The sequence below is a fragment of the Mesorhizobium sp. 43Arga genome, from assembly GCF_053714255.1.
The window spans coordinates 54220-73182 of the sequence record NZ_JBSKBO010000009.1; the positions used below are offsets into that span (position 1 = coordinate 54220).

Consider the following 18963-nt stretch of genomic DNA (forward strand, 5'->3'; position numbering starts at 1 on the left):
GGAATCTCCCTTGGTTCAATTGTTGCGCATCAGCGCCATTTCATCGAATGTCGTGCTGTTGGGGTCGTAGAGCAGCGGGCGCTCCCGGTCCTGCAGCCAGCCTTCATAATTCCTGGCCCGCCTTGGATGCATGGCCTGGCGGGTGAGCCGGGCTGCCTGGACCAGGATCTGGCCTGGCTGCAGATTGCGGATCGCGTTGTTTACCTTGGGGTCGGCCCGGCTCGGTTGCCGGTAGTGTTCGATAATTCTCTGCGCGATCGAATTGTTGCCCTTGGTCATGCCGATGCTGAGCGGCCGGTCGCGGTCGATGCCGGCGCGGGTGATGCGATAGACCTGCGGCCCCGGCGCCAGGAACGGCCGAAGCAAAGCATCGACGTGTCCGCCCCGGCTCGCGGCGGTGCGCGCCGCGTCGATTGCCGCAAGCGAGACCGGCGGCGTCCAGCCGCGCCAGCCCGGGAGTTGTGACCCGCGCGCCCGCGCCGAGGTCTGGCCGCGCGCCGGCCGCGGGGCACGCCCGCGCCGTATAGCTGTCTCATCGAAGGAAGCGGCGCCTCCGCAACTGCCGCAGCCGCAACTCGGAAAATGCCGGCGCCTGACCTCGACGGCGCGAAAGCCCTGCTGCTGGCGACAGCGCGCGCAGCCGCATGGCGAGGGGTGGGCGATCGTTTGCGTGGCCGCGTTGACCAGCGCGTCGAGTTGCTCGTCGAAATATGACATGCCGATCCCTTTCTCGTAGCTCGTTTCTTCGCTCGGGCTCGGATCTAGCCGGATCCCGCCACCATGCTTGGGTCCGATGCCGTCGCCCGTCGGCGCAGCCTTGCCACGGTCCGTTCCCTTTGCTCGACGGTCGGCAAGGGAAAGGACGGCCGTGCCGGTCGGGGTGGGCGAATGTCCAGGTAGCGCGCGATGTTGGCGTCCGGGCTGAGCTCCAGCTGGAGAACAGAGGCCGGCGCTGAAAGCAGCGAGACGACGCCCGGGCCGTGACCCGCGACAGTGGAGTCGCTGTGCACGATGACGCCAACCGACACATGTCCTCCCAGCCGCGACCGGCCATAGCGGTTGTCGGCATCCATGATGCCGACAATGTCGCCGAAGCGCAGCGATCCGAGCTTGTAGCGCCGCACCATGCCGGGATCGGACATCTGGATGTCGTAGTCGCCGCGCAGCACATTGTTGCGGCCGAGACCCGAGCCCATGACGCGGGCAGGGATGCGGTGCGTCACCTGGACGTGGATCCTGCCGTTGCGCTCGACCGGGCGCCAGCGCGCCAGCAGCCTTGGTGAGCAGTTCCATATCGCGACGTCGGGATAGTCGGTCAGGCGCAGGCCAAGGCCGTAGGCCCAGACCTGGATGCGGTCGCCGATCGCCATCAGCCGCATCGCCGGCAGCGGAAAGTCGATCAGCACGGTGTCGACGCCGCCATGCTTGCCGGTCACCACGCCGCGTGCCCCGGCCGCGCGTCCTGACGTTACGATGGCGTGGTTGCCGACGCAGGAATAGCTCTGCAGCGCCTGGTTGGCGGCGTCGGGATTGCCGCCGGCGGCGCGCGCTTCATTGCGGATCGACACTGCCGGTTCGACATGGTCGCCCGCCAACCCGACACAGGGGTCGCCGACGCGATGGTTGAGCACGATGCCGCCGGTGCCCGGCAGCGAGCGCGGCCTGCCGTCGTAACCGATGCGCCATGGCGTGCCCCTCTCGGTCGGCGATGCCACTTGTCCGGCGACGCTGATCATCACCAGGTCGCGTGCATTGGTGCGCAGCCCGTGCACCGGGTGGATGCGAGGCGGTTTCATGCCGCGGCCTCCGCCGGCACCACATCGTGCCAGAGCGCGCAGGCGTTGCGCCAGGGATCGTCCGGCGTCCCGTCATCGTGGTCGGCCGGATCTTCCAGCGCCCAGTCGGTCTCGCTCCATCCGTCGGGCAGCGCCAGGATGACCGGGGCGACCACCTGCACGATCGCGGCATTGCGGCCGCTCGCGGCGATTGGAGCCGCGGCGGGCCACAGCGCCGGGCCGGACCATCCGGGGATTGCTCCAGGATGGCGCTTGGTGGGAAACGTCAGCCGCTCGAGATAGTCGCACAATGGCGGCCTGGCGCCGTCATTGCCAGCGATGGTGAGAATATAGGTGCTGTCGGGCTGAAGCGCGGCGGAGAGCGCGATCACGTCGCGCGCGCATTCGTCGAGCGGAGCGGCGGTGCCGGCCACATCGCCAAGACGTGTTTCAAGCGCGGCGCAGCAGCCTTCAAAGCGCGGCAACAGGGCCGTTTCCTCACGCTCGGGCAGCGCGCTTTCATACTGGGCGTCGCCGATCCAGTGCACCCTGGATGACAGGCGGCCGTTCTGCCACGCCCGGCGCCATGGTTCGAGCTCCAGGGTCAGTTCCTTCAGGATGGTTTCGCGCGTGCCGGGGGCGAGCCATCCGCCTCCCATCTGATCGGGCCGGCGCCGGTAGTATTCGTCGTTGTCGAGCAAGGTGTAGAAGCCGCGTGGCAGCCACACCCGCGCTGATTGCGAAAGCGTTACCGTCACAAGCAGCCCCATCGGCGACAGCGCCAGCGGGGCGTCGATGACGATGTTCGGCGGCTTGGCCGCGAAACGCCCCGCAAGAGCAAGTTGGTGGTCCATCGCAGACACCCTTCAGTCCCGGCGAACGGTTCAGGCGGCTATTCGCGACGCGATGTTACGGTTCAGCCCATATGACCAGTGCACACGATCGCCGTCGAGGGCGGGGAAGCGCCGCCCTTCGCGTGTCAGCCGGTAGGCCGCCAGCCATGCGTCGGCCTGCGCGCCCATCTTCTTGGCGTCCGCGTCGAACTCCGCCGGCGTGATCGTCGTGCGGAAATCGTTTTCGGCGATGTATTGCAGGATTCTGCGCCCGGCATCGGCCATCTTGGCGCGTTCCGACATCTCGGTAGCGCCGCCCAGATGACGGTTGGCGACGGCTTCGATGACGTCCCATTTGGTGTTGGCGTCGAAGGATTTCTTGATGTCGGGTGCGTCGAACAGCTCGAAGATCTGCTGTACGTACTGTCCGGTTTCACGGGTCAGGGCCAGGATGTTGCCATAGCTCGAACGGTCGAGGTGATAGCGCAGGTCGGTGCCGACGCGCTGCACCGTGGCCAGCGCCGCGAAAGGCCGGTCGTTGATGGTGGAGCTGCCGCGAATAACCTGACCGATGGTCAGATCCTGGAAGTACTGCGACATCGCATTCATGAAGGCGACCAGTTGGAAGTGGAAGCTGCGGTTGACGATGGCTCCGGCCGGCACCGGAGCGCGACCGTAGTTGAAGACGCGCCGATAGGCGATCAGCCGGTCGCGGCGTTTGTAGCGGATCGGACGCCATTTCTCGAGGATGTAGAGCCCGCGCGCGCCGGGGCCGCGCTGGATGCGGATCTGGCCGTTCTGGAACAGCCGGCGCAGCACATCGACCACCTGGAACAGCTTCATGCGGTCCATCTGGTAGATGTAGTAAAGCTCGGCCGAAGCCTGAAGCTGCGGCGGTATGATCGATTCGTCGAAATCGTTGCGCAGCAGCGGCATCTGCAGCGAATCGAACGGCTTGATCGGTCCGTCGCCGAAGCCGACCAGATCGGCGAAACTGGTGGTCGTGGCACTGGACGAGCGATCAAGCAATTCCCCGTAACGACCCTCGAATTCGCTCTCGAAAGCGGCGCGGTCAGCCGGCGACAAACCCGCCAGCTCGTCCCTGAAGAAGCGCTGGAACAGCCGCTGGATGACCTGGTTGGATTCACTAGCCATAATCAGACCTCATCTTGCTCGAATTGGCTGCTCATATTTCTCAGGCACTTGGGTTCTCAGGCACTTGGCGGCTGTTGCCCGCCGGACGCTGCGTCCTGGCTGGCGGCAATCGCGGTCATCACGGCCGGCGCGAGGTCGAAGAAGCGCACCAGGTCGCTATCGGTGACGACCGAGGGCAGGCCGCCGCTGAACGTGTTGGCTTCGTGGAGGCGCTTGAGGAACTCGTTGCGGCGATTTTCCTGCGGCTTGCCCTTCTGGAATGTCACGATGTCCTGCAACGACTGGAATTTCGCCTGGTTGAACCAGCGCCCGGCGATCGTCCGGCCGACGATGTCGCCCGACGTGTCGACAGCGGCGGCATAGAGCGCCGTGACGTTGTCCTTGTCACGCAGACCAAGCGACTGCACCGTTTCATCCAGCCTGTTGATCGCCGCGCTGATCTCACCGAGCTTCTTGTCGATGGCGTCGCCATTGGGCTGGTTCTTCGCGATGGTTTCGATCGCGGCGATCAGCCGGTCGAAAATCTGCTTCGACCGTTTTCCATCGGGGAAGTCCCTGATTGCGCTGGCAACGTCGCCGATGGCGGTCGTGGTCCCGTCGCCGCTGGTGACGACCTTGTCGGCCAGCAGATCGATCGATTGGGGTGTCTGGGCCTCGACTTCGAAGCGGGCCTTGACCCCGGCGTGGAACTTGTTGGCCGGGTGGTAGGGAAACGGAATCTTCGCAGCCATTGTCGTGCTCCTCTCCTGCCAGCTCAGGCCGACCAGTAGTCGGGACGGTTCTGACCCATGCTCGCCATCGAGCTTGCGATCGGCGAGGGCATCTGGACCGGGCTCGGCAGATTGGTGCCAACGCCGAACATGTCCTGGAGGATCGCGCGGATCATCCATCGGATCAGCGACTGATTGTTGCGGAAATTGAAGACGTTGAAGTCGCATTGCGGCGTCAGCGAACGCACCAGGCGTTCCGTCTGGTCCTCCGCCTGGTAGGCGATGCGCAGCTCACGCACCATCAGCGACTTCAGGCCCGGGTCCCAGGCTCCAGGACCGCCGAATGGGTCGAGCAACTCATCACGGATGACGCCGAGCTTGTTTTTCAGCTTGTCGCTGAATTCGCACAGAAGCACGCCCGGATTCTTCAACTGGTCGGTCAGGTCCAGCGCCGCGCCGATGGCGAGGCCAACGGCGGTGGCCCGCCTTTCCTGTTCGCCCAGGCCATCGGGATCCGTGCCGACCGCGTAGAGGTCGATCGCCCTGTCAAGCAGGAACAGCAGGTAATCCAGCAGCACCTGGCAGGAGATGTCGTCGTCATCGCAGCCGCAGCCGGCGAAGCAGTCTACCTGCTCGAGCAGGAAACCGCGCGCGATGGTCAGGTTCATCAGGCGGATGGCACCCTGGTCCGGTCCGCCGGCGCCGTAGAGGCCATAGACGATGATCGGCGGGCGCGCGACATAGAGCAGCCGCGAGCTGCCTTTCGAGACGAACGCGTCGACGAACAGCTGCAGGCTGGAGACGAATGCCACCAGCGGCGGCGATTCCGGCGGGCCTGAGGTGATCGGCACGTCGATCGGGACCGGGATGCTCTGGCCGAACTGGATCAGGCGCTGGAAGCGGTGAACCAGCATCGCCGACGCGGTCGACAGCTCGCGCAAGCCCTCAACGCTTGCCCCGGTCGAGAGGTCGACAAGGTCGTCCATCGCTTGCGACAGTGCGTTCTCTTCCAGCAACGCGCGCAGATCCGCCTGGCCGCCGGCCTCCAGCTGCTGCACCAGGTTTCGATAGGCTTCGATGCCGCGCGGCCAGTCTTCCTGACCAAGCGTGCTTTCAACCGAACCGGTCAGGCTGCGCAGCGCCATGATGACCGCGTTGCGTCGTGCCTGCAGTTCTCCGGCGGCCGAACGCACGATCGAGGTGCTGCGGGTGATGCCGTTGGACGCCAGCCCCTCGCCGATGGCGACAAGAATGAGCCCCGCCAGCACATCGCAGCTCTGGGCGAACCGCCTGAACAGGATGCCGCTGCCGTCGGTGAGCGTGCCGACATAGCGCGCCAGGCGCGAATACTCGCCGAGCTGGCGGCGCGCCGACATGGCACGGTCGTGATTGACCGAATCGAGGGCAAGCCTGGCGGCAGCCAGTCCATCATTGGCGAGCTGCCGGATCGAGCGGCCCCAGCCGATCATCTCGATGCGGATGTCCTTCAGCGGCGAAGATGTCGAAAGCGTCTGCAGGTCGCGTTCGAGATCGTCCTGCGCCTGTGCCATCTCGACAGAAGACGGGCCCGTGTTGCGGGCTTGCGGCACATAGTCGGGCACGCTCGAATAAGGCAGGCCGGCTTGTTCGCGTCGATCCCTGTCTGCTTCCTCGGGATAGAAGTTCAAGAGAGCGCTGGCGATCTGGTCGGGATCGCGCGGGTCACTGACGCGCAGCGTCTTGCGCAGCAGATTGTCCACGGCAACCGTGGCGGGCGACCGAAATTTCGAGACCGGGCTGGCGGCGGCTGTAAATACGTCGACCATGACATCTCACCTCATGCAACGAGTGCGGCTGGGGACGGTTGCACAGCGGGCCGTCGGGTTGCCTGACGCTGGGCCAGGTTTCTGATGACAAGCTTGGCAATGGCGTCCGGTTCGGCGCCGGCCTCCAGCGCGAAACGGCTGGCCGACACAAGAAAACGTGGCGGCAGGTCGGGCACTTGCCCCGCCGCGATCAGGATTCCGCCACGGCGGATGCGGGCCTCGTCGGCGCGCGTGAAAGGGATGGCATCGGCCAGCGCGTGCTGCCCAAGACCCCGGCGCGGCTGGTAGGCGATCTCATCGACCACCGCCGGAATGACGCGGGGAGCCGAAGCAAGCAGGACCGGAGGCAGCCTGTGGCCGCGCGCCGGATTGTAAAGGCCGCGCCAGACGCGTTCGGCGCGCGCCGCCTCGGCGGCAAAGCCCATGCGACGCAGCATTTCGGTCAAGATCAGAACCCGGATCCAGCCGGTTGGATGCGCCCCGCCGGGGCGATAGGTGAGGGCACGCGCGCCAGGATGGGCGAGGAATTCCATCATGCCCCAGACCGACGCGGTGCCGCCGAGCAGCAGCGCCGCCAGGTCGGCGAAGATTTCCTTGTGCCAGCGGCGCAGGATCGTCACCACCAACGGGTCGAAACGCATCGAGGCCAGGCGGTTGGCGACCGCTTGCGCGTTCTCCTGCCACAGGCCCATGTCGGCCTGCAGATTGTGGGCGACCTCGTGCAGGAACACCGACTGCCAGGGATTGTCGCGATCCCACGGAATGCGGATCACCGGGAACGGATTGCTGTCACCAAGCAAGCGGGCAAGGGCGACGCCGCGACGCTGCGTGGCCGGCGAATAGCCGTGTTCCATGTAGGTCAGCGGCTTGAGCAGCGGGCCGCTAAAGACGCCCGGCAAGGCCGCGCGGACAACCGTGTAGCAGTCGAGTGCGATCGCGTCATGGGCTGCAAGCGCCGGCGCGAAGCCTGAGCCGCGCTGCGACATCACCTCGAAGAACATGCCGAAAGTCCGGCGCAGCCGATCGATCCTGCGGTCGAGCATCGCCATCTGGGTGAGCGCAGCCTGGGCCGTCGCGGGCGGCCAGATGCGCTCGATCTCGGCGATATGCCGGTTGATGGCGTTGCCGATGGTCGCCAGCCGCTTGTTGGCGGCATGGAAGTGAGCCCGCGACGGCGCATAGGGCAGGTCTTCGGGACGAAGTCCGATGCGCCTCGGTGTCAGGCGGTTGAGGCGCTGTGCGCGAGCCTTCAAAGCCCGCAGCTTGATGTCCAGGAACCGCCTGGTCGAAGAACCCGTGCGCATCGCCGCGATCCTTCTTCTTGCACCGACTGGGTTTAATTGGGCCGGATGGTGATGCTGACCGGACCGCGGATCACGATACGCCGCCGGCGCCCGTGATGTGAGCCATATCCGCCAGTTCCGCCAGTCCAGCCGCCTGGCCACCCGCCGGCAGCCCGCCCCAAGGCCCGTCCGGCGATACGCGTCAGGTTGCGTCCTGGGGCCATGCCGGCACGAACCGCCGCCGCGGTGCGGCGCACGATCTGGCGACCAGCCGGCAAGGGTCTGGTCAACTGCCGGCGTAGGCCGTGCCCGCGCGCCGCGACACGACGCGCGGTTCGTGCCAGGACCAGCGGCCGGACAGACGCCGGGGTGCGGCGCGTCACGGCCGTGCGGCGGACGCTGTTGGCGATGCGCGGCAGAGCGCGGATCGCGGTCGGGCCGCCACGGTTGACGAGCTGGGTGGCGGCACGGCGCACGGTGCGAACCGCCTGGGTGCGTGCGGCCGCGGGCATGCGCACCGCCACCGGGCCAAGCACTCGCCTCGTCGCAAGCGCGGCCACAACGGGAATGGCGGCACGATTGCGCACGGCGAGCTCGGCGAAGGCGTCAAGCGCCTCGTCCTCGGAGGCTTCGTCCGCCATCAACTGGCCGACAACATTGGCGATGCCACCAATCGCGGTGCCGTAGCCGGGAATAAGACTGGCGACTGGTGCCACCGCGCGAGCAATGCGTCCAATTGTGGGGGCGGCACGCCTGACGGTGCGTACGACGCCGCGCACGCCGCGGGCGATGCGACGGAAGAACTCGTCGCTGTCTTCGGCCGCAAGCGCGTAGCTCATCGCCTGATCCCAGGCATCGTCGTCGGACTCATCGCCTTCATCGAAACCGTCGCCTTCGTCGAACTCGTCACCGGCGTCGAATTCGTCGCCGGCGTCCATCTCGTCGAAGCCCGAGGCCTCGAATTCGTCGCCTTCGTCGAACTCGTCGCCTTCGTCGGCCTCATCGAAGCCGTCGCCCTCGTCCATTTCGTCGAATTCGTCGTAACTGTCGGCAGGGCCTTCCGCTTCATCAAAGGCAAGGTCGTCGAACATCGATTCGTCATACCCGTCCATCTCGAGATCTCCTCTTGAGCGATCGGCCCCTCAGGGGAGCGGGACCAAAGCGATTAACGCCGGTCGGGATAGTCGCCCTCGAGACAATAGCTCTCAAGTCGACCGGAACGGGTAGTTGAAAGGTGGTCGCCAATATCAGCGACTGTTCCGCCGAGTGATTTTGTGCGTAATCATAATTATAATACAGATTTCATTTTATCTTTATTTTCATGGCGTTCGATGAGGGGGTGGACTGTTGCCGTGATGTGGTTCAATCAAATCGCCGGCGACTGGCAAGATTTCGCCCTTCGGCCTTGTACTTGCGGGCTGAAAGGACAGTGCTATCGGAGCGGCCGCCGAGCAAGGCCGAGCGGCCCCGCTCCGCCTGAATAGCCTCGGATCGCGATCATCATCCGCTTGCCCATGTGAATGGAAAAATTGTTCGTCGCGGCCGCGCCGAAGGGCCGATCGTTCCTTTCCCGGCCATCCGAAGTCGATGAGACTAGCGTGCATTGATCGCGGCTATGGTCGCGCAAAAGTGCCTGCATGTTCAATCGGCTGGGTTTTTCGGACGGAAATTTCAAGCAATATCCGGAAAGCACTGGGAAAGGAGCTTGATATGCCCAGAATAGTGCCTGTGCTCGATCTAGGCCGTCTTGAACAGGGCGCGTCGGAGCGCCGGACATTTCTGGCGGATCTTCGTTCCGCTTCGCGCGACATTGGCTTTTTCTATCTGGCCGGACATGGCATCTCCTGGGCGGAGATCAGCGAGGTGCTTACCGCATCGCGCGAGTTCTTTGCCTTGCCGGAGGCCGACAAGCTGGCGATCGAGATGGTCAAGTCCTCGCAGTTTCGCGGCTACACCCGCGCCGGCGGCGAACTGACCAAGGGCAAGGAGGATTGGCGCGAGCAGCTCGACATCGGCGTCGAGCGCCAGGCAATCGAGCAACGGCCGGGAATTCCCGCCTGGACGCGGCTGCAGGGACCGAACCAGTGGCCTGCGGCGCTGCCGGATCTCAAACCGGCGCTGCTCGCCTGGCAGAGCAAGGTGACAGCCGTGGCGATCCGGCTGCTGAAGGCCTTCGCGCAATCGCTCGATCAGCCCGAGGATGCCTTCGACCCGATCCACAGCAGCGAGCCCAACCATCGCATGAAGATCGTGCGCTACCCCGGGCGTGACGCAACCGGCGGCGATCAGGGTGTCGGCGCGCACAAGGATGGTGGCTTCCTAACGCTGCTGCTCCAGGATGACAATAAGGGGTTGCAGGTCGACTATGACGGCAGTTGGGTGGATGTGGACCCCATTCCCGGCACGCTCGTCGTCAACATCGGCGAATTGCTCGAATTGGCCTCCAACGGCTATTTGCGCGCGACCGTGCATCGTGTCGTGACGCCGCCCGCCGGCGTCGAGCGCATTTCGGTGCCGTTCTTCTTCAGTGCCAGGCTGGATGCCACGATCCCGCTGCTTGGCCTTTCCGAGGAACTGGCGGCGCAGGCGCGCGGGCCGGCCAGCGACCCGGATAATCCGCTATTTCGCGATGTCGGAACCAACGTGCTGAAGAGCCGGCTGCGCTCGCATCCCGACGTCGCGCGGCGCCATTACGCGGATCTGCTCGAAGGGGAAAGCCGGGTTGGCTGAGCCTTTGGGGCAAGAAAGGACCGGATTTTCGCTATTCTGGCCGATCTTTAGAAAAAAGTTCGTCGTATCCGTCCGCGAATCGGTTCAAAAGAGAAAAATCCGTTTGGTGTTTTCCTCCCATTTCGCCAAGCGGTGTTCCCCTCTGAAGGTTATGACCTTCTTTTTGGCCGGGCCGTTTTCGCGCCCGGCCTTTTTCTGGCCGCCGTGTGCATTGCCGCCGCCGCGCTGATCCGGCAAGTTTCAACACAGCTCATTCGCCAGACATCGGCCGCGGTCCCCTGGAAAGAAGGAGAGGTTTCATGACATCCAATGTCGCAATCATCGCCGGCGCGGGTTCCGGCTTGAGCGCCTCGCTGGCGCGCCTCCTCGCGAAGGAAGGGTTCAGCGTCGTTCTGGCCGCCCGCAACATCGAGAAGCTTGGTGCCTTGCAGGCTGAGACCGGCGCGCTGGCCGTGGCAACGGATGTCTCCGATGCCGCGTCGGTGGAACATCTGTTCGATGTCGCCGACAAGGCCGGTCCGCTTTCGCTGGTGATTTTCAACGCCAGCGGACGCGCCCGCGGCCCGATAGCGGAACTCGATCCCGAGGCGGTCCGGCAGGCTTTGCTGGTTGGCGCCTATGGCGGGTTCCTGGTCGGCCAGCAGGCGGCCCGCAGGCTGGTGGCTCTAGGTTCGGGTTCGATCCTCTTCACCGGCGCGACGGCCAGCGTGAAGGGGTTCGCCGGCTCCGCCGGTTTTGCAATGCCCAAATTCGGTTTGCGCGGCTTGGCGCAGTCCATGGCTCGTGAACTGGCGCCGAAGAACATCCATGTCGGGCATTTCATCATCGATGGCGCCATTGGCTCTGCCCCGTCCGGACAGGAGCCGGGGCCGCAGGATCGCCGGCTGTCTCCGGACGCCATCGCCGAGGCCTATCTCTCCATCCATCGCCAGCACCGCAGCGCCTGGACCTGGGAAATGGAACTCAGGCCCTGGGTTGAGACCTTTTGATGGGGTGCGCGGGGTGCGACTTTAGTGCAAGTCGTGGGCACGATCCGGAGGAGTCGACATTGGATGAGGATATCACTATATACCGGCGGCCTCGTTGGCTGGTGCCTTGAGGCGCAACATAAAGGGCGGCTGTAGCGACAGCCATTGAGACTAAGAAACGGACTGAAAGCCGTAAAAGGTAGAAGCAATTGCTCGGAGCGGGCCAGATCCAGCCAACGGTACAGTCCTTCAGAATCAGAAAATGTTCTTCACCCCTCGATTTCCTTCGGCTCTGTGGACCCTGGACGGCATTGACTTGCCGGGTGGTTGCGACTCGGATGGAATGGCAGGATGCATCCTTTGCGGGATGCCGACGTTTATGATTACCAACCGGCTTTGCCGCCAGGGAAAAGCAGTATGAGTGAACACGCGATCGAGTTCTTGCGGGGATGGATCGGCGAAAAGGTCCATTGCCAGTCCCAGGCCAGGATCGACAAGCAGGCCGAGACCTTGGCCAAGGAATGCGCCGCCAAGGCTGCGGAAGTCGGTATTCCCTTGGAGGATATCCAGGAAGAAGTAGGCGATATCCAGGAACTCATTGCTTCCCGGCTCGAGGAAGCGGCCGAGGCCGACGAGCACCAGCAGGCCTCCAGCAAGGCCGCGGAATAAATTCAGGGGCGACCCTGCCTGAGCGCGCGGGCCATTTGGCCCGCGTTTTCGTCTCAGCCCAGCTTTTCTTTCAGCCCGAATTTCTCTTTCAACCAGGCCTTCGGCAGCGCGGGCACGAAATTGCCGTCGCGCCCGGTCATGTCGTCATTGGCGGCCAGGGCGTTGAGGATCGATTCCTCCACCGTCTGGATAACGGCATCGAAAAACGGATCGATGTCTGTATCGGGAATGAAATCGGCCTTGGCGATCCGGCCCGACGGCGCCAGTGCGGCGGCAGGATTGGCTGTCGAGAAGGCGAGAAAGATGTCGCCGGAACTGTGATAGCCGAAGCCGCCGGTCATGGCGACGCCCAGCGGCACCCGGCGTGCCAGCCGCTTCATCTGGTGCGGCAGGAACGGCGCATCGGTGGCGACAACGGCGATGATCGAACCCTTTTCGGCGCGCGGCGTGCCTTCGCGGATCGCCGGCTCGACGAGTTCAGGCCCGGCATGCAGGCCGCGAAGGGTGAGATTGCGCCGCTTGCCGAAATTCGACTGCACGAGGGCCCCGACCGTGTAGGAATTTCCCTGCCACCCAACGATGCGCGACGCCGTGCCCGAGCCGGCCTTGAAGCCGAAAGTGATCATGCCGGTGCCGCCGCCGACGCTGCCTTCCTCGATCCGGCCGCCGGTTGCGTTATCGAGTGCCTGGGCAACATGCTCAAAGGTTAGATGGTGGCCATTGATGTCGTTGAGAAACCCGTCATAGGTCTCCGCCGCCACCGGCAGGCCCCAGGCGCTGTCGAGCGCGGTGGGCAGGACGCGTTGCATCCAGCGCAACGTACCATCGCGTGAAACGCCGCAGGAATGCGTGTTGGTGATGGTGATCGGGAAGTTGAAAGCGCCGGTTTCCTCGATGATGTGCGAGCCGGTCAGCTCGCCATTGCCGTTCTGGCTAAAGATGCCGGCGAAGACCGGTATGGCTAGGTCGGCGCGCGGTCTGGGCAGGATCGCCGTGACACCGGTGCGCACCGGCCCCTTGCCGACGACGAGCGGCCCGTCGCCTGAAATCAGCGTCGCATGGCCGACCGCGACATCGGGCACGTCGGTGATGGCGTTGAACGGCCCGGGCGTTCCGTCGAAACCGATGCCGAAGCTGCGCGCGCGCGGCTTGCCGCTGGGCGTTGCCAGATGGTGCGGATTGTCGGTCATGGTCAGAACAGCGACCCCTGATTGCCGGGTTCTTTCGCCTTGGCCGTCGGCCTGGCAGCGGGCTTCGGCCGCGCCGCGCCGCTGGTTGCCACCGCGTCCGCTGTGCCGTCGGCGAACTCCAGCGAAAGCGCCATCCCCGATGCCACGTCGGCCGCCTGCTTGATGACGGCTCCGTTGGCATCCTTCACCAGCGCGAAGCCGCGCGCCAAGACGGCCTTGTGCGACAGCGTGGTCAAGAGGCGTTCGGCCTGGCTCAACTGGCCACGCAGCCGCTCGAGCCGCAGCGAGATCACCCGATCCTGCCGCCTGGCGAGCGCCGCCAGCGTGTCGGCCTGCAGTTTCTGCCGGCGCGCGATCGGCGCCGGCGACAGCCGCGTCGCGGTGCGCGAAAAACGCGCGCGCCGTTCGCGCACAATGGCGAAGAATGCCGCCTGCGCGCGGGCAAGGTCACGCCCGGTCAGCGTGCGCGTCTCGTTGATGCGCCGCGACAGCGTGGCCGGCGTCAGCCTCTGGCCCTGAAGACGGGCCCGCTTGCGATCGACGCTGACGGACAGGCCTCGGCCGAGCCTCGATGTGGCCTCGTCGAGGCGCCGGCGCGGCAGCGCCAGCAATTGATCGGGCGAGGGCAGGGCGCGCGCCGCCGCACGGGCGGCCTGCCGCTTGCGTTCGAAATTGCGCAGCACCGCCGCCTTGAGCCGCGCGCCAAGGCTGCCCAGCGTCGCTTCGAGGTCGGCCTTCACCGGCACGGCGATTTCGGCGGCGCCGGTCGGGGTCGGCGCCCGCACATCCGCGACGAGGTCGATCAGGGTCCAGTCGGTCTCGTGGCCGACAGCGGAAATCACCGGAATACCCGAGGCCGCAACGGCGCGAGCCAGCGCCTCGTCGTTGAAGCCCCACAGATCCTCCAGGCTGCCGCCGCCGCGCGCCACGATCAGGAGATCGGGGCGCGGGATGGAGCCATCCCAGGCCAGCGCGTTGAAGCCGGTGACGGCATTGGTCACTTCCGGACTTGCAGTATCGCCCTGCACGCGCACCGGCCAGACCAGCACATGCAGCGGAAAGCGGTCCTTGATGCGGTGGATGATGTCGCGGATGACGGACCCGGTTGGCGAGGTGACGACGCCGATGATGCGCGGCATGAACGGCAGCCGGCGCTTGCGGCCGGCATCGAAAAGCCCTTCGGCCTGCAGCCGGCGCTTGCGCTCTTCCAGCAGCGCCATCAGAGCGCCTGCGCCGGCAGGCTCCAGATTGTCGATGACGATCTGGTAGTTGGACTTGCCGGGATAGGTGGTGAGCTTGCCGGTGGCGATCACCTCCATCCCTTCCTCGGGGCGGAATTTCAGCCGGCTCATCGTGCCTTTCCACACCACGGCGTCGAGCCGTGCGCGGTCGTCCTTCAGCGCGAAATAAGCATGGCCGGAGGAATGCGGGCCGCGATAGCCCGAGATTTCGCCGCGCACCCGCACATTGCCGAAGACGTCCTCAACCGTGCGCTTCAGCGCGCCTGAAATCTCGCTCACCGTGTATTCGGTGGCGTTGGTGCGTGATTCGGATGCTGCTTCGCTCATCGGCTGATTGGGGGCTGGTTGGCGCCCCACGTCAAGGCGCCACGATCCTTCCTACCAACCCGGCAGGATCTGGTTCGCCTTGGTCCGCCTGATCTTGGCGTAGGCAAGTGCGGCGAAATCGAACGTCCCGGTCTCTTCGACGAGCGGCACCGAGATGTTGTCCAGGCTCTCCGAGATGTGGCGGGCCAGCGCATCGACGATCTCCGGTCGCGAGGTCTGGCCGCGCATGATGCCGATGCGGCAGTCGGGCAGGGCGCCGAAGCCGTCGGCTTCGCCCAGCACCCGCATGCCGGGCCTGAGCGCGCATTCCGGCAGCACCGAGATCGCCAGGCCCGAAAGCACGGCGGCGGTGATGACGGTCGCCGAGAAGCTGGTGAACAGGATGCGATAGTCGCGGTTCTGCTGGTCCAGCACATCGACGGCGGCGCGCCGCCAGATGCAGTTGGGGCGGCCAAAGGCCATCGGCAGCGTCTCCTGTTCATGCGTCGCATGGTTGGCCGAGGTGACCCACAGCAGCGGCTCGCGCCGCACCACCTCCGATTGGCCGCGCACATCATTGTGTGTCACCAGCGCCAGGTCGAGATTGCCGCGCTTGATGTGCTCGACCAGCCCCGGCGTCGGCTCGCAGATGACCGTCAGTTCGACACGGGGGTTGGAGCGCGTGAAGCGCGCCATGATCTCCGGCAGGAAGCGGTCGGCATAGTCGTCGGGCGTGCCGATGCGGATCGTGCCTTCGAGCCGCTGGTCGTCGAAGGCGGCGAGCGTTTCACGGTTGAGGTAGAGCAGCCGCCTTGCGTAGGAGAGCAGCTTGTCGCCTTCCTCCGTCAGCCTGTTGCTGCGCCCCTCCTTCTCGAACAGCGGCTTGCCGATCCGTTCCTCCAGCCGGCGCATCTGCATCGACACCGCCGACTGGGTGCGGTGCACCTCTTCGGCCGCCCGCGTGAAGCTGCCTGTATCGGCAATCGAAATGAAGGTTTGCAACTGATCGAGATCGAGCGGCGCTTTCATCGGCGTGATCCATCACTGGTGTTGATGGTAAAGATTAAAAACATTCGTTGGATTAATCAATCGGTCGATGGCAAATTGCTGACATCCACATGAAGCCAATGCATGTCGCCCAAAAGTGGACGCCGGTTTTGGGGCAACGACATGCATCTTTGAAAGTGAATCGAAGCCGGAATGGCCGCTGTCGCCAGCGCCGACTGCTTGGCTTTGTCCGTTCGAGACTGAAGGAGACCGACATGACCACGATCGATTTCGCCACCGAGACCTCGCGCATCACCTCGCGTCCGGCCGTTGCGATGCGCGTGGCCAATACCGTCTTCAATTTTTACCGCGCCTGGAAAAACCGTCGCGCATTCTACCGCCTTGGCGAGATGTCGGACGCCGAGCTCGCCGATATCGGCCTGACGCGCGCCGACCTGCATGTCGCCATCGACGTGCCGTTCGGCCGCGACCCGACGGCGATTCTGCGCGAAATCGCCAGCGATCGCGTCGAAACGATCGAGGACATCGCCCGCAAGGTGGCCTGATCGGCTGATTTCTGTCCTGCTGAACCTTGTCAGGGTTCAGCGCGACCAAGGATTATGCAGGCTCCCCACTCCCTGCCGGTTCCCCGCCGGCCTGCCTGCACGTTGCCCGGTCCTCCCAAGGACCGGGCTTTTCTTTTCGAGCCTGCTCAGAAAGGGCCGTAGGTCTGGCGCCTACCGCCGGTCCATGTCCCGCTTGAACTGGTCGAAGATCGTTTCCACGCCCTTCTGGTAGTCGTCACGGTGCTGGGCGCCGGTCTCGAACATCTTGCCGAACAGATCGTCGAACGGGTTTCTTGGCCGGCCGCTCGGATTGGTCTGGGGCTGCGGGGCCTGGCGCTGCTGCGGTGCCTGCGGCTGCGGCGCCGACTGTCCGCCGCCAAATCCGCCCCCGCCGCCTTGCCGCAGCATGTCCTCGAAGATTTTTCCCAGCGGATTGTCGCCATAGGGGCTCTGCGTCTGCTGCGGCTGCGCCCGGCCTTGCGGCTGCGGGGTACCACCACCGAACATGTCCTGCAGCACCTTCCCCAACGGATTGTCGCCATAGGGATTGGGTGCCGGCTGCGGCTGCGGTGTGCCGCCGCCGAACATGTCCTGCAAGACCTTGCCGAGCGGGTTGTCCATCGGAGGCGGCGGTGCCTGGCGCTGCTGTGGCGCCGGCGCCTGCATGCCGCTGCCCTGCCGCATCATCTGCTCGATGATCTCGCCCAGTGGATTGTTGCCGCCGCCGAAACCGCCGGCGGCCTGCATCTGATTTGTCGTTTGCTTGAACAGCCCGCCCATCACCATCGAGGCGATTGCAGGCAGCATCTGCTGCAGGATCTGCTGGCTGACTCCGCTCGCCTGCGCCGCCTGGCTGGCGACGGCGCGCGACAGGTCCTTCGAGCCGAACAGGTGTCCCAGAATGCCGTTGCCTTCATCGACGCCTTGCGGCGAGAAGGCGCGGGTCGCGTCCTCGAAATATTTGGCGTGCTGGCCGCTTGCCATCGCCGTCATGAAGGCGCCGAGCCCGTAAGGATCGGCGGTGTTGCGCTGCAACCCCTGCGAAAAGGCCGGCAGCAGGGCGGCGACCGCGGCTTGTGTCTGCTGCATAGAAAGCCCGTATTGCTGGGCAAGCGCCTGCATGCCGTTGCCGTTCTGGGCCTGTGCCAGCATGTCGAACAAGGTAGGCATCGGCTTCTCCTCCTGAATTCCTCGGAAGGGAGCCTAATTCGTTTCAACGCTCGATTGAAGCGGCTTTTGCCGCTCTTTAACACGCCAGCTCAATAGGCGTATTCCATGAACACCGGCTCGATCGAGCCGCCCCAGCGCGTGTGGTAGGCAGAAAGCATTTCTTCGGCGCTGGTCGTGCCGCGCGCGACCACCTCGTTCAAAGTGTTGAGGAACGAGGTTTCGTCGTAGCCGTCGCGGTTCTTCTTGCCGCGGTTCTTCAGCCCGGTGCGCGAAATGGCCAGAACGTCGCGCGCCATCTCGCGTAGCGTGGCGTTGCGGAAGGGCGCGGCAATGCCGAGTTCGGGCACGGCGTTGCGCATGGCCAGCACTTCCTTGTAGGTCCAGCTCGCCGTCAACGCCTCGGCTGCATCGAGTGCCGCCTCGTCGTAGAGCAGCCCGACCCAGAAGGCCGGCAGCGCGCAGATGCGCCGCCACGGGCCGCCATCGGCGCCACGCATTTCAAGGAAACGCTTCAGCCGCACGTCGGGGAACAGCGTCGACAGGTGGTTCGCCCAGTCGCCCATCGTCGGCAGCCCGTCGGGCACTGCGTTGCGCGCGGCGCCGGCCATGAACTGGCGGAAGGTGATGTGCGTCATGTCGTGATAGTGGCCGTCGCGGATGACGAAATACATCGGCACGTCGAGCGCCCATTCGACATAGTCGGCGAAACCGAAATCCGGCGAGAAGCAGAATTCGAGCAGGCCCGAGCGCTGGTTGTCGGTGTCGCGCCAGATATCGCCGCGCCAGCTCTGCAGGCCGTTTGGCCGGCTTTCGGTGAAGGGCGAGTTGGCGAACAGCGCCGTCGACAGCGGCTGCAGCTTCAGAGACACCTGCATCTTGCGGCGCATGTCGGCCTCGCTCTCGAAGTCGAGGTTCACCTGGATCGTGCAGGTGCGGTACATCATGTCGAGGCCCTTGGTTCCGACCTTGGGCATGTAGCGGGTCATGATCTCGTAGCGAGACTTCGGCATTTTCGGCGTTTCGGCCAGCGACCATTTCGGGCTGCCGCCGAGCCCGAGGAAGCGGATGCCCATCGGCTCGGCGATCTCGCGCACCTGCGCCAGATGCGCATTGCCCTCGCGGCAGGTCTGATGGATCGTCTCCAGCGGCGCGCCGGAAAGCTCGAACTGGCCGCCGGGTTCCAGCGAAATCGCGCCCTGGCCCGTCGGCTCGACCAGGCCGATGATACGGCCGTCGTCGATGATCGGGTCCCAGCCGAGCTTCGACTGCATGCCTTCGAGGATGGCGCGGATGCCGCGCTCGCCGCCATAGGGCACGGGCGCGTTGCCGTCGACATAGAAGGGGAACTTCTCGTGCTCGGTACCGATGCGCCATTTGTCGCGCGGCTTGTTGCCCTCGGCCAGGTGGTCGACGAGTTCGTCGACGCCTTCGATCGGCCGGAAATCGGTTGTGTCGCGCGCCATGATCAAGCCCTCCGCACATGACCCCGAAAATCGACCTTTCGATTTTCGGAAAGGATCATGTGCCCAATCAAAGTGCGGTCGAGTGACCGCCGGCGGTAAATGGACGAAATGT

The 18963-nt window shown here is 64.9% G+C and carries 18 protein-coding genes; 4 read left to right on the forward strand and 14 right to left on the reverse strand.

Annotated elements, in window-relative coordinates:
* Positions 1 to 15: 15 nt before the first annotated feature.
* Genes ACWGS8_RS26595 through ACWGS8_RS26630 form a run of 8 tightly spaced genes read right to left on the reverse strand, consistent with a single transcriptional unit; the run spans position 16 to position 8673 of the window.
* Positions 16 to 717, reverse strand: a complete 702-nt coding sequence (locus ACWGS8_RS26595; RefSeq protein WP_454583703.1) for a hypothetical protein — start codon at positions 715 to 717, stop codon at positions 16 to 18.
* Between the two features lie 44 nt (positions 718 to 761).
* Complete coding sequence (locus tag ACWGS8_RS26600; protein WP_454583704.1) at positions 762 to 1796, reverse strand: DUF4438 domain-containing protein; 1035 nt, start codon at positions 1794 to 1796, stop codon at positions 762 to 764.
* Positions 1793 to 2629, reverse strand: coding sequence for a hypothetical protein (locus ACWGS8_RS26605; protein ID WP_454583705.1), 837 nt, complete (start codon positions 2627 to 2629; stop codon positions 1793 to 1795). The genes ACWGS8_RS26600 and ACWGS8_RS26605 overlap by 4 nt, the downstream gene beginning before the upstream one ends.
* Positions 2630 to 2659: 30 nt before the next feature.
* Complete coding sequence (locus ACWGS8_RS26610) at positions 2660 to 3763, reverse strand: hypothetical protein (protein WP_454583706.1); 1104 nt, start codon at positions 3761 to 3763, stop codon at positions 2660 to 2662.
* A 56-nt stretch (positions 3764 to 3819) separates the two neighbouring features.
* A complete protein-coding gene (locus ACWGS8_RS26615) occupies positions 3820 to 4494 on the reverse strand; it encodes a hypothetical protein (protein WP_454583707.1) in 675 nt (224 codons plus the stop codon).
* A 23-nt stretch (positions 4495 to 4517) separates the two neighbouring features.
* Complete coding sequence (locus ACWGS8_RS26620; RefSeq protein WP_454583708.1) at positions 4518 to 6278, reverse strand: hypothetical protein; 1761 nt, start codon at positions 6276 to 6278, stop codon at positions 4518 to 4520.
* A gap of 11 nt (positions 6279 to 6289) precedes the next feature.
* Complete coding sequence (locus tag ACWGS8_RS26625; protein ID WP_454583709.1) at positions 6290 to 7582, reverse strand: hypothetical protein; 1293 nt, start codon at positions 7580 to 7582, stop codon at positions 6290 to 6292.
* A 32-nt stretch (positions 7583 to 7614) separates the two neighbouring features.
* On the reverse strand, positions 7615 to 8673 hold the full coding sequence (locus tag ACWGS8_RS26630; RefSeq protein ID WP_454583710.1) for a hypothetical protein: 1059 nt from the start codon (positions 8671 to 8673) through the stop codon (positions 7615 to 7617).
* A gap of 598 nt (positions 8674 to 9271) precedes the next feature.
* On the opposite strand from ACWGS8_RS26630, the gene ACWGS8_RS26635 reads away from it, so the two are divergent.
* Positions 9272 to 10291, forward strand: coding sequence for an isopenicillin N synthase family dioxygenase (locus ACWGS8_RS26635; protein ID WP_454583711.1), 1020 nt, complete (start codon positions 9272 to 9274; stop codon positions 10289 to 10291).
* A gap of 84 nt (positions 10292 to 10375) precedes the next feature.
* On the opposite strand, the gene ACWGS8_RS26640 is transcribed toward ACWGS8_RS26635, so the two are convergent.
* Positions 10376 to 10528: a hypothetical protein gene (locus ACWGS8_RS26640; protein ID WP_454583712.1), complete on the reverse strand. Its 153-nt coding sequence runs from the start codon at positions 10526 to 10528 to the stop codon at positions 10376 to 10378.
* Between the two features lie 62 nt (positions 10529 to 10590).
* Here ACWGS8_RS26640 and ACWGS8_RS26645 point away from each other — a divergent pair, with 62 nt between their 5' ends.
* A complete protein-coding gene (locus ACWGS8_RS26645; protein WP_454583713.1) occupies positions 10591 to 11280 on the forward strand; it encodes an SDR family NAD(P)-dependent oxidoreductase in 690 nt (229 codons plus the stop codon).
* A gap of 396 nt (positions 11281 to 11676) precedes the next feature.
* Positions 11677 to 11928 (forward strand): DUF768 domain-containing protein, encoded by a 252-nt coding sequence (locus ACWGS8_RS26650; protein WP_172233607.1) that lies wholly within the window; start codon positions 11677 to 11679, stop codon positions 11926 to 11928.
* 53 nt (positions 11929 to 11981) lie between these two features.
* On the opposite strand, the gene ACWGS8_RS26655 is transcribed toward ACWGS8_RS26650, so the two are convergent.
* Genes ACWGS8_RS26655 through ACWGS8_RS26665 form a run of 3 tightly spaced genes read right to left on the reverse strand, consistent with a single transcriptional unit; the run spans position 11982 to position 15694 of the window.
* Complete coding sequence (locus ACWGS8_RS26655) at positions 11982 to 13118, reverse strand: DmpA family aminopeptidase (protein ID WP_454583714.1); 1137 nt, start codon at positions 13116 to 13118, stop codon at positions 11982 to 11984.
* A 2-nt stretch (positions 13119 to 13120) separates the two neighbouring features.
* Complete coding sequence (gene xseA, locus ACWGS8_RS26660) at positions 13121 to 14686, reverse strand: exodeoxyribonuclease VII large subunit (RefSeq protein ID WP_454583715.1); 1566 nt, start codon at positions 14684 to 14686, stop codon at positions 13121 to 13123.
* Positions 14687 to 14737: 51 nt separating this feature from the next.
* Positions 14738 to 15694 (reverse strand): LysR substrate-binding domain-containing protein, encoded by a 957-nt coding sequence (locus ACWGS8_RS26665; RefSeq protein WP_454583716.1) that lies wholly within the window; start codon positions 15692 to 15694, stop codon positions 14738 to 14740.
* 233 nt (positions 15695 to 15927) lie between these two features.
* On the opposite strand from ACWGS8_RS26665, the gene ACWGS8_RS26670 reads away from it, so the two are divergent.
* Positions 15928 to 16218 carry a DUF1127 domain-containing protein gene (locus tag ACWGS8_RS26670; protein WP_019860034.1) on the forward strand — a complete coding sequence of 97 codons (291 nt, stop codon included), beginning with the start codon at positions 15928 to 15930 and terminating at the stop codon, positions 16216 to 16218.
* A gap of 171 nt (positions 16219 to 16389) precedes the next feature.
* On the opposite strand, the gene ACWGS8_RS26675 is transcribed toward ACWGS8_RS26670, so the two are convergent.
* Entirely contained in the window at positions 16390 to 17388 is a 999-nt protein-coding gene (locus ACWGS8_RS26675) for a DUF937 domain-containing protein (protein ID WP_454583717.1), read from the reverse strand.
* Between the two features lie 89 nt (positions 17389 to 17477).
* On the reverse strand, positions 17478 to 18851 hold the full coding sequence (locus ACWGS8_RS26680) for a glutamate--cysteine ligase (protein ID WP_454583718.1): 1374 nt from the start codon (positions 18849 to 18851) through the stop codon (positions 17478 to 17480).
* Positions 18852 to 18963 lie beyond the last annotated feature (112 nt).